This window comes from Tunturiibacter lichenicola, from assembly GCF_051013355.1.
Taxonomy (GTDB): domain Bacteria; phylum Acidobacteriota; class Terriglobia; order Terriglobales; family Acidobacteriaceae; genus Edaphobacter; species Edaphobacter lichenicola_F.
Genome location: NZ_CP132944.1, coordinates 3451327 through 3464441 on the forward strand (window position 1 = coordinate 3451327; position 13115 = coordinate 3464441).

The 13115-nt window shown below is 53.7% G+C and carries 13 protein-coding genes; 3 read left to right on the top strand and 10 right to left on the bottom strand.

Annotation, left to right across the window (positions count from 1 at the left end; translation table 11 throughout):
* Positions 1-58: 58 nt before the first annotated feature.
* Positions 59-256 carry a hypothetical protein gene (locus RBB82_RS14485; protein ID WP_433971354.1) on the top strand — a complete coding sequence of 66 codons (198 nt, stop codon included), beginning with the start codon at positions 59-61 and terminating at the stop codon, positions 254-256.
* Between the two features lie 362 nt (positions 257-618).
* Here RBB82_RS14485 and RBB82_RS14490 read toward each other — a convergent pair whose 3' ends face one another.
* From RBB82_RS14490 to RBB82_RS14500, 3 genes are all read right to left on the bottom strand, one after another.
* Positions 619-2208, bottom strand: coding sequence for a ParB/RepB/Spo0J family partition protein (locus tag RBB82_RS14490; RefSeq protein ID WP_433971355.1), 1590 nt, complete (start codon positions 2206-2208; stop codon positions 619-621).
* A gap of 78 nt (positions 2209-2286) precedes the next feature.
* The gene (locus tag RBB82_RS14495; RefSeq protein ID WP_433971357.1) at positions 2287-3222 is read right to left on the bottom strand and encodes an ArdC family protein; all 936 of its coding nucleotides are present in this window, start codon (positions 3220-3222) and stop codon (positions 2287-2289) included.
* Positions 3223-3692: 470 nt separating this feature from the next.
* A complete protein-coding gene (locus tag RBB82_RS14500) occupies positions 3693-4433 on the bottom strand; it encodes a recombinase family protein (protein ID WP_433971358.1) in 741 nt (246 codons plus the stop codon).
* A gap of 166 nt (positions 4434-4599) precedes the next feature.
* On the opposite strand from RBB82_RS14500, the gene RBB82_RS14505 reads away from it, so the two are divergent.
* Positions 4600-5100 carry a hypothetical protein gene (locus tag RBB82_RS14505; protein WP_433971360.1) on the top strand — a complete coding sequence of 167 codons (501 nt, stop codon included), beginning with the start codon at positions 4600-4602 and terminating at the stop codon, positions 5098-5100.
* Positions 5097-6593, top strand: a complete 1497-nt coding sequence (locus RBB82_RS14510; RefSeq protein WP_433971361.1) for a hypothetical protein — start codon at positions 5097-5099, stop codon at positions 6591-6593. The genes RBB82_RS14505 and RBB82_RS14510 overlap by 4 nt, the downstream gene beginning before the upstream one ends.
* Positions 6594-6605: 12 nt before the next feature.
* Here the strand turns inward: RBB82_RS14510 and dbpB (RBB82_RS14515) are convergent, their stop codons facing one another.
* The 7 genes from dbpB (RBB82_RS14515) to queC all read right to left on the bottom strand — a co-directional run bounded on the left by dbpB (RBB82_RS14515) (position 6606) and on the right by queC (position 12970).
* On the bottom strand, positions 6606-7757 hold the full coding sequence (dbpB, locus tag RBB82_RS14515; protein ID WP_433971362.1) for a DGQHR domain-containing protein DpdB: 1152 nt from the start codon (positions 7755-7757) through the stop codon (positions 6606-6608).
* Positions 7754-8995, bottom strand: coding sequence for a tRNA-guanine transglycosylase DpdA (dpdA, locus tag RBB82_RS14520; RefSeq protein WP_433971363.1), 1242 nt, complete (start codon positions 8993-8995; stop codon positions 7754-7756). Before dpdA ends, dbpB (RBB82_RS14515) begins: the two co-directional genes overlap by 4 nt.
* Positions 8992-10128: a DGQHR domain-containing protein DpdB gene (gene dbpB / locus RBB82_RS14525; RefSeq protein ID WP_433971364.1), complete on the bottom strand. Its 1137-nt coding sequence runs from the start codon at positions 10126-10128 to the stop codon at positions 8992-8994. Before dbpB (RBB82_RS14525) ends, dpdA begins: the two co-directional genes overlap by 4 nt.
* On the bottom strand, positions 10121-11083 hold the full coding sequence (locus RBB82_RS14530; protein ID WP_433971365.1) for a hypothetical protein: 963 nt from the start codon (positions 11081-11083) through the stop codon (positions 10121-10123). Before RBB82_RS14530 ends, dbpB (RBB82_RS14525) begins: the two co-directional genes overlap by 8 nt.
* An 87-nt stretch (positions 11084-11170) precedes the next feature.
* The gene (gene queD, locus RBB82_RS14535; RefSeq protein WP_433971366.1) at positions 11171-11524 is read right to left on the bottom strand and encodes a 6-carboxytetrahydropterin synthase QueD; all 354 of its coding nucleotides are present in this window, start codon (positions 11522-11524) and stop codon (positions 11171-11173) included.
* A 106-nt stretch (positions 11525-11630) separates the two neighbouring features.
* Positions 11631-12350, bottom strand: a complete 720-nt coding sequence (gene queE, locus RBB82_RS14540) for a 7-carboxy-7-deazaguanine synthase (RefSeq protein WP_433971367.1) — start codon at positions 12348-12350, stop codon at positions 11631-11633.
* Positions 12263-12970 (bottom strand): 7-cyano-7-deazaguanine synthase QueC, encoded by a 708-nt coding sequence (queC, locus tag RBB82_RS14545; RefSeq protein ID WP_433971370.1) that lies wholly within the window; start codon positions 12968-12970, stop codon positions 12263-12265. The genes queE and queC overlap by 88 nt, the downstream gene beginning before the upstream one ends.
* Positions 12971-13115 lie beyond the last annotated feature (145 nt).

Genomic DNA, 13115 nt, shown 5'->3' on the forward strand with positions numbered 1-13115 from the left:
ACCTGCCCCCACAGGTGTCGGTTAGTACCGCGAAACGCGCATGTCGCCGGGAATGCTGGTGAGTTCACGCATAATCGCCGATGCACTCATCGACTGGCAACGGCTCGAGAAATCCCAGCTTCCCGAGTGGCGGGCGAATAACGGCAAACCGGAAATTGACCCACCACCGAACTCCTCCTTCACGTTGAGTGACGAAGGAGTCGATGTCTACTTTGTACGTCTGAGCGGCCTGCCAAAGCTGTCGAGATCAACGTAACCTGAACGGTATTGAAACGGGTATAGCTCACTCCTCGGTTCCTTCTATCGAGGCATCATCGGACTGTTTGGCTCGCGGTCGCTTCGGTGCCCTCCGCTTGGGAGTGATGCCGGCATCCTGTAGCTTGCGGCCAAGAACATCATCGGCCGCGAGCTGTGCCAGATCGTTCTCCAGTCGCAATACCTGGATGACGCGGGTGTATAGGTTTCCACGTCGAACCTTGGAGATTCAAATGAGTTTTCTAAGCCCGTCGGGTGGGCAGAAAAAGACGCTCTCGCATCTGCGAGAGTGACCTTCAGGGCGGGAAAGACGGGCCGGAAAAAAGAGGAGCCTGTCCCTTGTGGACAGGCTCCTCGCCGAAATTATGCAACCCGCTTTCGTTCTGGCTTTGTCACTGCTTCCGGCTTCTTCTCGCCTCTGGCTCTGTCCTTTGCGGTGAACTCCTGCTTGACCTTGAGGGCGATGGCATCGGTGTCCACCTTGTAAGCCTGGGCTGCGGCACGGAGAACCTTGCCGCCGTCCGCTTGCCTACTCGCTGAAAGCAGGATGACAGCTTCGACAATCAGCTTGCCGATTGCGTCCTCCTCTGCCTTACGGAGAAAGGCAGTTAGCAGCTTGGCTGCGGATTCGCCCTCCTTCGCCCTGATGCCCTGATTTCGAGCGACCATCTCGACCCGCTTCTCGTCGAGCAACGGGAGCATCTGTTCGGCAATGAAGAGAAGGTCGCGCTTCATCAAACGGACAGGCACGGCGGCGACGATGGTTTGCAGGACGCGCAACCCGGTGGCGTTCGCCAGTGCCTCTTCACGGCGGCGTTTGTCTTGCTCCGCTTTGAAGCTGGCATCCGCCTTCGATGGCTGCTTCTTGGGGTGATGGACGGCGCAATCGGGTTGAGTGCAAACCTTCCGTGCTTCTCCCTTGTCGAGGCCATCCGCGACGATGGCCTCGCTGGTGTACTTGCACGTCTTGAACTCCGGCCAATTCGCCTTCTCCGGGGTGTCGGGCTTCTCCGGCCTGATCTCGACATACTTGCTGCGCGTGACGATCTTGCTGCCTTCCTGCTGCTGTCCGTAGGCCGTGCTGATCTGCACTAGCTCCGGCTTCGCGGCAACCTGCTTCTGGACATGCGACTCTATCTTTACGGCGTAGCAGTTGGGGTCGGTGCATTGGGATTCGTTCTCTGCCCACTCTGCGAAGAGCAATTTGTTGTTTCCGGTTCGCTTCGGGCAATCGACGCAACTTCCGGCGGCGGGAACGAGTTGGGCATCGCGCTTGTTGAATGGTGCCAGCTTCAAGAGCAATAGGACGTTATGCTCTATCCAATGCTGAAGGTGCCGGACGGGGAGCAGGATGCGCTTGGCTTTGCCGCTGCCCCCGCCCCAATCCTCACGGAAGCAGTTGGCGAGTGCCTGCTCCTGCTGGGCTGGCTGGAGTTTGGCGAGTAGCAGGGCATGGCCGACGCCGATCTCCTCCCGGTAAAAGGCTTCGACCGCTGCGGGAACAAGCTCAGTCAGTCTCAATCGGGCTGCGACAAATGATGGATTTTTCCCAGTGCGTGCTGCGATTTGCTCGATGGAGTATTTCGGCTCCTCCAGATTGAGAAGAGCGCGGAAGCCGTTGGTCTCCTCCATCGGATGCACGTCGGAACGGATCAAATTTTCAACGAGCTGCGCCTCTAACGATTCAGCGTCGGTGAGGTTGACGATGCGGACGGGAACGGTCGCGGCCTCGGCCATCTGCGCGGCGCGGTAACGCCTAGCTCCGGCGACGATCTCGAACCCCTGCTCTGTGACGGGACGAACAAGCAAGGGCGAAAGCACTCCCTGAACGCGGATTGATTCGGCAAGCTCCTTAAGAGCGGCATCCTCAAAGACGCGGCGCGGGTTGGCGGTGGACTCGGACAGGACGTTGAGGGGAAGGTTGCGGTACTCGGTGGCGGTTTGGGTATTCATGGCTGCTCTCCTTGAGCGGTTGAACGTGCGAGGGCGTTGGAGCGGACAGCGTGAGGCCGTCCGCCTGTAGCGAGAGGGTTAGCTGGCTTCCGCCAGTTCCGGTTCGGCTTCTGCGGTAGTGGTTTCCGCTGCTGGGGTTTCAAGCGCGGAGAGGATGACAGCGGAGGTTTTCTGGATGACCTCAAGGCTCTCGGTGAGGAGTGCCGCGTTACCTGCGTAAAGGTGGATGTAGTCGGCTGAAGCTCGGCCAGTGTTCAGGCCGATGGTCTTCCCGACCACAAAGGCGATTGCCTCGGCCTCGGTTTCGCGCACTGTCTTGGTGGTGGCGATGCGCCGCTCGGCCTTGTGCAGGAGTTCGTGACTCGCCTCATGGACCAAAGTCGAAAATTCCTCTGCTGGCAACTGACCGGGCAGAATAGCGATCTTGCCTCCGTAGCTCATGCCCAACGCGGGAGCGATGCTCTCCTTGAACTCAAACTGGATGCCCTGGGCGAGGATGAAATCGAGCAACCGCTCCCGGTACTCGCCGACATTGCCCGTGACGCGCTCGGACAGTTCGGGAAGCTCCTTGCCTTCCGTCTGCGAGACATCGAAGACATAGGCCGAACGGAACCCGACCAACACGGCTTGATTCTGGGTGCGGATGTCCTTTTCGGCTTCGGCATCCTTCTTGCGCTTTACGCCGATGACCGGAGCGAGAATGCGGATGCCACGCTCTCCCTTTTTCACCTTGCGGCCAAGCTGGTTCCACGCATACAGCCCGGCTACTTTTTGAGCATCTGGCTGTTGTCGGGCGATCTCCAAGATGTTCCCAAAGCTGTACTTGTGGAATCTTCCCATCGCCGTGAGGTAGGCGGTGAGGCCTTCGGAGTGCCCCTGCTCCAACTGCTCGATGAGGGCTTGGACGTTGGCCGCGATGGCTTCCTTCGCGGTCTGCTGCTTCTGTTGCTGCTGTTTGAGGTTTTGGGTAAACGGGGTGACAGTGGTTGCGGTGGTGATGGCTGCGGTGTTCATGGGTGTTTCCTCCTTGGCTGTTGCCGTTGCTTTTCATGCCATGCGTGGCATGTACCTACATGCCGAACGCCTCCTGGCGAAGGCGGGGCGGCAAGGCGCAAGGGAGGGGTATCGCCCACCCGAAGGGCGAGCAAAGCGAGTGATTTTTACGCAGGAAAAATTATGGGGATACCCTTGCGCCGCGCCAGGGCAGCGCCCTCAGGAGGTCTGGTTACCTTGCTGGGCGCGAAGCGCAAGAAATCGCATTCGTTATTGCTATTGCGCTTTAGGGTGGGCGTTGCGGGCGGGAAAGGTCCGCAGAGGGGTGCCGGAAGAGTAGCCGGTCTTTTCGCCGGCGCACTCTGGATGAAAAGGGGAAACCTCCCCTACAAAGGGAACGACGTTGAACTATGCCAAAGGGATGAGGCGCATGCGTAGCGAATGCCGTAGCGATGTAGCAAAGGCCAGTGGTATGTCTGACTATTTTTAGATCAAGGCGCAGTGTGGTTGCTTTTAGAAGGCTTAGGTTGCTTAAAATTCTTTTCTCTGGCCTGTTTCACCAGTCGTGCTCCGGTGATATTCGCTATCGTGTTGGGCTTCCAGATCTTTGCTCGTCGCGGTGCTATTTCTCTTTCATTGAGATACCGACATATTTTGGAGTACCCGATTCCATGTCCACCATCATGCAATCGAAGAATCAGATCAAGGGTGCCCTCCTCTCCCGCGATAGACCCATAGGGGCGGGCTCCACCGCATTTGCCGTTCGTTTCTATCTTGGATTTTCTAGCAGCCTGCAGCTTCGTCTGTGTAATTATCTTGTTCAAACTGAGCGTCAGTTGCATCGCTCGTTTCAGATCTTCCAGCTCAGGTGAGTCTGCTAACAAATCGGTTTTCCGCGCGGAGAGAACAACGACTTCATGAAGAGCCAACTGTGCCAGGATAATTTGCTGATCTATTGAGCGCTTTGATAGAGCGTCCAGACTTGCCACAAGCACTGCCTTCACCCTATGCACAACAATCTTCAGCAGGACATCTTGAAGCGCAGGTTGTTTGAGCGGATCTTGGCCCTGTTGCCCGTCTGGGTCGACATAAAAAAAATCAACGATCCTAATTTCCTTACGGTTTGCGTACTTCAGAACAATGCTCTTCTGCTTCGAAGCCTGGACGTCATCGATTCTGTCAGTGATGACTGCTAAGACCTCCACGCTCATAAAGAGGAGGATAGTAGGCATTTCTCACCAGTTTGCGCCAAAATGAATCATGATGTCGCGATAATGATGAAGAAAACGCTCTATTTCGTTTCAACTCCCCGGCGTGTGTCATTCTCTCTTAGCGGCAGATAGAAATCTCCGAGATTTATATAAGAAGTAGAGAGAGGAATGCATGGCATTACGAGATATGAGCAAGCAAAGAAGAGATTTCAAGAGCGCCGCAAAGACGCTCTATGCGCATGAATGCCGTATCCGGAATGCGTACGCGAGTGACCTCAAGCTGCAGCGACCGCATGAGAAGGTGCTTTCTAGAGAGACTCGATACACCTCTACTGCCATGCGTGCTGATCTGAGGACAGTCGATTCCTCCGGTCTTATTCGAGAGTGGGAATTCAAGATCAATGCTGATCATCATGCGCTCGGGCAAGTTCTTACCTACATGGCTCACGCGCGCATTGAGTTGAAATTTCGCCCTGTTCGGGGAGTCATCGCCTCCTTCGTCTTTACCGACGAGTTGCGACGCACCGTAGAGGTGATGAACCTCAACATTGAACTTGTCACTCTGGCTTCGTGGATGGCGTTCGGCGGCAATATTCCGGTTCTACCTACGAGCAGCAAACCGTTAGCAGTGATTCCCTCGCTCAATTTCCATGCCAAACCCACCCTCACCAATAAGGAGAAACAATGATCCCCGCCATCCCCACGACTCAACTTATCTCTATCGACGCGATTGCAGGCGACCCTGCCTATCAGGATCTCAAGATTGTTCGCGCGCAATCAGATGCTGTCGCGGCCAAAAACTATAACAGTGTCTCCTACCGTTTTCAACATGAGACCGAATATACCGTCGTGCGGGCAACGTTGACGCGGAAGGGAATGGTAAATGCCAAGAACCGCCTCACCGTTTACACGCACCCTACGTTGCTGCAGTTCACGCACATGGTGCAATACGATCCGTCGAATCCTCCCATCGATAACTATGCGGCACTCGGCATGGTAACGGCCCATCAGCAGACGCAGAGTGATTTCAAGGGACAAAAGCAGTCGAACAAGATGCTCTTCAAGGAGTATCTACACGAAAGCATTTACGGAACCAGGCGTGCCTACCTACCGACCATTTCTGGTTGGCAGACCACAGCAACGTTCGCAAAAACGATCTTTGTTGCCTTCGATGAAGAAGATCCGGATGCCCTCTATGGTTTGATCTATCTCCCAAAATCTCCCATCATGCAAGCAGATGGGCAGACACAGACCGCTGCGCTTTTCGCTCTCTCGGACATGAAAGACGCAAAGGATAAGGGCGCACTCGAGAACTTCCGCGTCACCTTGGAAATCGAGTTGAACATGGACGAGAAACAGGCGGGCCAAAGCTTTGCAGATCGAAACGGTCGTGGTTCGAAGAAGAACAAGAATCTTGTGATTGGCCTGGACACTTCTTCAGCGTTGAGCCAACTTCGCGAAGAATCAATCAAGGGAACAGTCTTTGAGAATCGCATTGCAACAGGGCGCTCTACTGAAACCGGTGAGACGGCGGTCGGCAAGATTGTCGATCTTTCAAGTATGGAACAAATGCTCATGCTCGTAGCAACTGGGAACAATGGCAGCACTGAGATCTTCAAGCACTACCATATGCCAGCTTTTTTGCCTTATACGCGTGACTTCATTCTTCTGCTTGAAAGCCTCTTTGCCCCTCAGTGGCCGGCGCCAACTCCGATCAATCAAGACCCGTTTCGGAAACTCTACGTACACGGTTGGCCGTTTACGCTGAAGGCAATCGCAGGAGCATATCATCGTGCGCGTATCAGCGAGATTGGACCATTGACTAGATCTCTTCGAGCCAAGAACACTGGCATGTCTCTGGAGGAAGCATTCGCCGCACAGGTTGAAGTAGAAAAGGAAAAGGAATCAAGTCAAGAATCGCTCGGTATATCGCTCGCTGAGCTCACCAGTCGTTTGCAAAAGATTGATTGGATTAGGTACCGCAAACACTGGGTCGATCTCACGGGCGCCAAGATCGGCAAGGAGGGAGGGCGAAAGACCTTCAAATTGAAGTCGACCGGAGAGTCCAAGGTGGATGCACAGGCCCAGAACACCGCATCGGTCATCAGCAATGTTCGCGATATGATTCTATCCCCTTCCTGGGAGATCCTCACCGGGACGGAGGATGCTGAACTCATCTAGTTGTTGCGGGGGTTACCGGCTTCCGGTAACCCCTGTTGCGTTGCTTTCAGAACGACTCCATACCGATGTTCTGTACTGGAGGAGGAGGTAATTTGCGAGCAGGCGAATGTCCTTCGTCGTGTTCTGAATTTCATTCCACTTTCGCGTAACATTCCCGCCGAAATCCCAAAATCCATTTGTCCATCGACAGAAGCGTTCCATGCCCTTCAGATCGGCTCGATAGTGATCGAGTGTAATAAATTGTTCATCGTGGTGCCGATCAACGATGGCGTCCATCACAAATCCCATGCTTACAATGCCTGCCCCATGAACCAGTCGAGACCGGTTTGGCGGTAGCTCCCACGCATCTCGAAACACAAGGGCGACAGCAGACCAGTAGGTCTTGAGAAGAAGCAGCATCGCCTCTACATCGCCCTCTCCGTTTGGCCCTCGGTATTGATAGAGGGCCCCGTCGCTTAGGCTGTGTTCGATCATTTTCAGGACTGAATTATCTTGAACCACTCCCTCCTGGTTCGTCGCGGTCTTGATCTTGAGCCTCAGAGGGGAATCAGGATCATAGTTCAGGCGATTAAGCAGCATGGAAGGGAAGCGACGCTTCTCCAACATATCCGGGAGGAGCATCTGCGTGGTTGGCAGCAGTTCGTAGATCAAGCCCTTCGAAAGAGGCTTTGCTGAATTCACCAGAATGAACTGCTCACGCTGTTCCTGCACACTTTCAGCTTTGAACGCTGTGACGCAAATAGGGAAACTGCCGATACGAGCCTCACGGATGGCGGCGATTCGCTGCTGGCCGTCGACCACCCAGGCCGGTTTTTCTTGCTCGGTCCACGACGATTGAAGAGGGATTCTGAGATGCCCAAGACGGCTGAAGGACGAGTTTTTGCTGTTGCTTGGCGTGAAACTGACTCGCTGATCGAACGCGAGCACAACGGCATTCGGAATAAGTGGTGCCTCGGACTCAATGTATTTGCGGATTCCAGAGATGTGGGAAAGAACTTCTGGCCGTTGGTACCCATCAACATCCGTTCCGTCTGGTCTCGAAATCCGAGAAATAGCTGCAAATTGGGGCAGCATCTTGCCATCTACCGCAAAGCTATACAGGATTCGGCCCTCCCCCTGAGTGACCTCTACCGCTGGAAGCACCAGTTCATTGTGTTTCATCATCGTGACAAGGCCTCGTGCGCCTCAAGGTCGAACAAACCTTTTGCCGCTGCTTTTCGTTGTTGGAGCTTGTTGTAGAACACATGAAGGTTGTGAAAACCTCTACGTCTGTTTCGTTCTGCTCCCCTGAAGAGAATGACGTGAATGCCTAGAGCTCCGCAGACATCACAGGGGCATTTCTTCCATGGCTCATCTTGTAAAGTATCTCGGTATTCGTTCGCGAATGTGCGCCTGTCGTCATACAAGGTTTCGTACGTTAACAGCGAATCGAGCGTTTCCTCAAGGCCACAGGTCCCTCGATCGAATTGCTTAAGGCAGGCCAAGCAATGTTGTTCAAGCTTCCTCGCCTCCTGCTGGTTGATTTTTCCGGCCTTAATGTTCCTTACCAATTGGGGGTTCGCTTCTACCTGGGGTACCCGGAGAGCCGTATAGGTGCGATCAGGAGCATAGTAATTGTCCTTCATGTCTTTGAAGGCCTGCCGAAGCGGAGACGTACTATCTATGCTGCTCACACCGAAGTCGGCAAACAGTTGAACGCTTTCGATGCGAGTAATTCCCAAGATATGCATGCGTACGCCGGATTGAAGAATCGGGTGGACCATCTTGAGACAGCTAAGGATGTCCGGTGTTTTCAGACCGATCATGCCGCCTAGTGCGATGTAGTCGTAACCCATCGCCTGCAGTTGCTCAACTGCATCGGCATAGGATGATGGACTCCATCCTTGTGCGACTCCAATTGGAGTGAAGCGGGACTTAGTCTTTCTGTGTTGATCAAGAAATTGCTTCGCGAGTGACAAAGTTAATTCATGTCTGAAACGCCAATCCTCGGGAATATCGTGATCAGATGGCTCATATCCGAAGATGATGTGATCGACGGACATTCCGAAATCAAAGCCCATCGTCTGGTAGTATTCGACGACTTCCTCCACGCTGAATGGTGGGCGCTCCTCGCGGACATAGGTGAAGGCACCACAGTCCCCCATGGTGAGGAGATTCGGGTCAGAAATTCTGAAGAATTCCCGGACTCCGACCCGCAGCATTCGATGTTTTTGAGCGATGCTGTAACGGCCCGCGTCGAGAACGGCCTTAGAGACAAGGACACCGTCGAAGGGCGGTCGCTGAAACAACTCATGGGCGTAGAGATCTTCTCTATGTCGCAGGCGAAGTCGGGAACGCTCCTCCGTATCGAAGTCGAAGCTTGGGTCAACCTGGTCCTGACTATCTGGGAAGTAAAACTTCATGCCCGATGCCCTTTTTGCACATATGTGCGGACTAGGAAGTTAGACAGGAGACGGATGTGACGCGGAACGTTTTGAATTTCGTTCCATTCAAGATCGCCCATATCCTCCCAGCTGCCGGAGGTCCATCTGCAGACCGGCACTAGAATCGCCAGTTCTTTCTCTACAAGAGCTAGCGCCTTAGGATTTTGAATATTGATCGAAGGCATTACTCTGTCCATGACACGGCCGATGGACCGAATTCCTGCTCCGTGCATCAACCGGCTCTTCGCTGCCGATTTGCCCCAGGCATCTGGAAAGACATTTTTAACGGCTTTCCAAAAGACAACTACTGTGGCCCAGATCATATCCATGTCGGACTGCCCGGTAGCTATATTCCTAAAAGGAAATAGACAGCCGGAAGGTGTTGTCAGGCTCTCCTGCAACATACGGAGAATCGAAGTGTCTGTGACTACTGCCGAGTGCTTTGCACCTGCCGGAGTAGATGCTCGCAAGATCATTCCTTTGAATGGGGAGTCATCCATGGTATTCAGAAGATCGCACAATGCGGATGGCATCTTACGCGACTCAAGGTTGGCCGGAAGCACCGTCGAGACTTCGGGTAAGAGTTCTGTGATGAGGCCGCGGGGGAGAGGCTTAGTGTTATTTACTCGAAGAAACTGGTCCCGCTGAATTTCAATATCATCAGCGATAAACGCATTTATAGGGAACATCATGTCTTTGCGTTTGGACTTCGAAATCGCCAATGCGCGCTGCTGCCCATCGACGATCCAAGCCGGGCGGATACCACCCGCGCGAGGCAATTGAATCTCTATTTCACCTGCATCAGCCAAACCGTCATCTACTCGTGGTCCGCGACTAGCCCGAAATTTCGTCCGGGAAGTGAGCGCCAGGATAATGGAGTTGGGAAATAGTCCTGCCTCTGTATCAAGGTAGTTCGTGATGTCCTGAACGTGCTTCTTGACCTCCGGCCGCTGGTAGCCGATCAACTTGCCATCGTCTCCTCGTGAGAGGCGAGAAATATCGGCGATCAGGAGAATCTCAGCGCCAGTGAGGCAGAACATGAAGAGAGGGTGTTTCAAGTTCTGCTTGAGACGGATGGCGCGGCGAATAATGGTCCGAGATTGTCTAGCCAACACGAACCCCCTCTTTTGTGGAGTGAAATAGACCTCGAAAGCGTTTTTGTTCCGCAGCTCTGCCTGACTTCCGAAAACGCTGTAGGAGCACAGTTCCAGAAAGTCTGCGATCTTCGATCAGGCTGTTTGAAATGAACTGTCTAATCTCGTCGTCGGTCGTCTTGTTCCTGATCGGAACATCTCTTACGAATGCAGTGGCGCCAAGCTCCTGGATCGATCGTTCGATTGATGAACGCCGATCGATTTCCGGATGTTCTGCGACGAGCCACTTCAGGACCCGAGCGTTCAGAGAGGTGAGCGCTCCGCCAAGTACCGTTGCCAGATCCGCACTAATACGTACTTCTGAGGCCGCTAAGGAGGCCGGTATGGCTCCCTTGCGACAAAGGATTGTAAGTTGTTCCGGAGTTCCAAGCCGTCCTCTGGCCACGACGAGGTCATCCGACATTGCGTCCAGGTACTCGGCTGAACCTGCGACGAGTATTGGCGAGTCCGGATAACGATCGGCCAATTCGGCGACGTTCCGGGGGGTATTCGCATCGAAAGTTAGTTTCGAGGTCAGTAGTCGCCACCATTCCCGTCGGTCAGTCGGTCTCGCAACGACTGAGTCGATATCTCCTCCAGCGAATGTCGCACCATAGGCAGGAACTGAAGTTTCGGGAGTCAGGAGGCCGCAACCAGCCGAAGCGACCCAGATATTGACCTTGCGTACTCGTTGCTCCGATCTCGCGAGGATTAAGGCTCGAATTGTCGCCCAGTGGTCTCCTTGGTAGAGATCCCAGACTTTAATACCGGCCTGCTTATGCAAAGCCAAGCGATCAACCCACGCATTCGCTCGCCGTTGGATATTTGAATCGGTGAGATTACGAACCAGGAGATCCGGATGCGGAGTAGCGCTCTTGCGATTGGCGCAAGTCGTGATGACGTTAATTACAGGTAGAGTCGATTGGCAGGCCATGTAAATACTTCGATCCGAGCGTTTAGGTTACCATCGGGCGTTTTGGCTGTCATGTGCTTTTGAAAGCGAAATTAGGGACAGGACTATTTAGCCAATGAAAGTTGCGCCACTCGTGCATGTCTCGCGAACCACCACCCGACACAAACCCGGCAGGTTGCCGGCCAGGTGCGACCAGATCCATCGGGCCAGCACCTCGCTTGTGGGGTTTTCAAGCCCTGGAATTTCGTTCAAGTAGTTGTGATCCAGCTGTTTATAAAGCGGATCGAACGCTGCCTTGATGTCGGCAAAGTCCATTATCCAACCGGTCACCGGATCGACTTCACCAGCTACGTGAATCTCAGCACGGAAGGAATGACCGTGCAGTCTGCCGCACTTGTGACCTTCCGGGACATGCGGAAGACGGTGCGCGGCTTCGAAGGTGAACTCCTTAAATATTTCCATGCTGTTGAAATCATATCCCACGTAATTGACAAAATTCCAGGTTTCGCTGGAATCGCTAATTACGTGCGGGGCCTAGAGTGAAGCTGGAGCAGCGGCGTTCCAGTGCTTACCGAAGGCCGATGATTTTATGAGTCTGCAGGCTCAACCGCCAAATCGGGTTGTCGGAACAGAATTGTACCGCCAGAGCGAGATGCTCCCTGGCGTTCGCTCCATCTTTAGCCTGGATGAAGAAGTATTCAAATTGCAATGTTTCGTATGAACGCGGGTCTATCTCTTGGGGGTAGACCACCTTCAGTTCATCGCCAGATGTGACTACCAGCGCGGCTCCACTCTTAGGGCTCACGCAAACCCAGTCAATACCTTTAGGCACAGGAAGTGTGCCGTTTGTCTCGATTGCGATCATGAATCCTTGCTCGTGAAGCGCTGCGGTAAGTGCGGGATCAATCTGGAGGAGAGGTTCGCCCCCTGTGCAGACGACAAACTTCCTACCAGAGGCCTGATTCGGCCATTTGTTGGAGATGGCTTGAGCAAGATCAGCGGCGTTTGCGAATTTGCCACCTCCGTCCCCGTCTGTGCCAACAAAATCCGTGTCGCAGAATTGGCAGATAGCCTGGCTGCGATCCACTTCGCGCCCTGACCAAAGATTACATCCGGCGAATCGGCAGAATACCGCGGCCCGGCCCGTGTGGGCGCCTTCACCTTGGAGCGTGTAGAAAATCTCCTTGACTGAGTAGGCCACTAGAGTGTTTTCCCTTCGACATAAGACGCAGGATCGGCTAAACCAGCTTCTGCAAAACCTTTTAAGCGAAGCAAACATGCGTCGCATTGACCACAGGCCTCGCCGGCAGGTGACGGATCATAACAGGTGCTCGTGATCGAATAATCCACGCCAAGTGCCAAGCCCGCCTGGATGATCTCCTTCTTAGTCATTGCAATCAATGGGGTGTGGACTTCGAATTTGACTCCGCTTTCCGTGCCTGCTTTGGTAGCTAGATTTGCTAGCCTCTGAAACGCTTCGATGAACTCTGGTCTACAGTCTGGATAACCGCTGTAGTCGAGGGCATTAACACCAATGAAAATATGTCCAGCGTCTATCGCTTCTGCCCAAGCTAATCCCAGCGAGAGAAATACGGTGTTGCGTGCGGGGACATAGGTAGCGGGGATCCCTTCGCCCATGGATTCTATGGAACGATTCTTAGGAATCTCGATATCGTCTGTGAGCGCGGAACCTCCAAATGCTCGAAGATCGATTTTCAATATCACGTGCCGTCCCACGCCTAAGCGCATTGCGATACGAGTGGCCGCTTCCAATTCGGATTTATGAGTTTGTCCATAATCGAAACTGAGCGCATACACGTCGTACCCTTCGCTGATTGCAATCGTGAGGACAGTCGTCGAGTCAAGCCCTCCGCTGAAGAGTACGACTGCTTTCTTTCCAATGGTCATTAATCTCCTAAGAACGCCAACCAGGTTTGGGGGAACTCAGCTATATAGGATAATGCACCGTCTTTCGCCACATTTCGCTAGCTGTGGATATGGGGACAACATCGAACTGATTGCTCGAGTTGAGCATCCTGGACATCGATCGTCG

Bases quoted from the DNA above. Each gene is read 5' to 3' on its own strand.
- RBB82_RS14490 (WP_433971355.1), bottom strand. From the start codon at position 2,208: ATGAATACCCAAACCGCCACCGAGTACCGCAACCTTCCCCTCAACGTC.
- RBB82_RS14495 (WP_433971357.1), bottom strand. From the start codon at position 3,222: ATGAACACCGCAGCCATCACCACCGCAACCACTGTCACCCCGTTTACC.
- RBB82_RS14500 (WP_433971358.1), bottom strand. From the start codon at position 4,433: ATGCCTACTATCCTCCTCTTTATGAGCGTGGAGGTCTTAGCAGTCATC.
- RBB82_RS14505 (WP_433971360.1), top strand. From the start codon at position 4,600: ATGAGCAAGCAAAGAAGAGATTTCAAGAGCGCCGCAAAGACGCTCTAT.
- RBB82_RS14510 (WP_433971361.1), top strand. From the start codon at position 5,097: ATGATCCCCGCCATCCCCACGACTCAACTTATCTCTATCGACGCGATT.
- dbpB (WP_433971362.1), bottom strand. From the start codon at position 7,757: ATGATGAAACACAATGAACTGGTGCTTCCAGCGGTAGAGGTCACTCAG.
- dpdA (WP_433971363.1), bottom strand. From the start codon at position 8,995: ATGAAGTTTTACTTCCCAGATAGTCAGGACCAGGTTGACCCAAGCTTC.
- RBB82_RS14530 (WP_433971365.1), bottom strand. From the start codon at position 11,083: ATGGCCTGCCAATCGACTCTACCTGTAATTAACGTCATCACGACTTGC.
- queD (WP_433971366.1), bottom strand. From the start codon at position 11,524: ATGGAAATATTTAAGGAGTTCACCTTCGAAGCCGCGCACCGTCTTCCG.
- queE (WP_433971367.1), bottom strand. From the start codon at position 12,350: ATGCGACGCATGTTTGCTTCGCTTAAAAGGTTTTGCAGAAGCTGGTTT.
- queC (WP_433971370.1), bottom strand. From the start codon at position 12,970: ATGACCATTGGAAAGAAAGCAGTCGTACTCTTCAGCGGAGGGCTTGAC.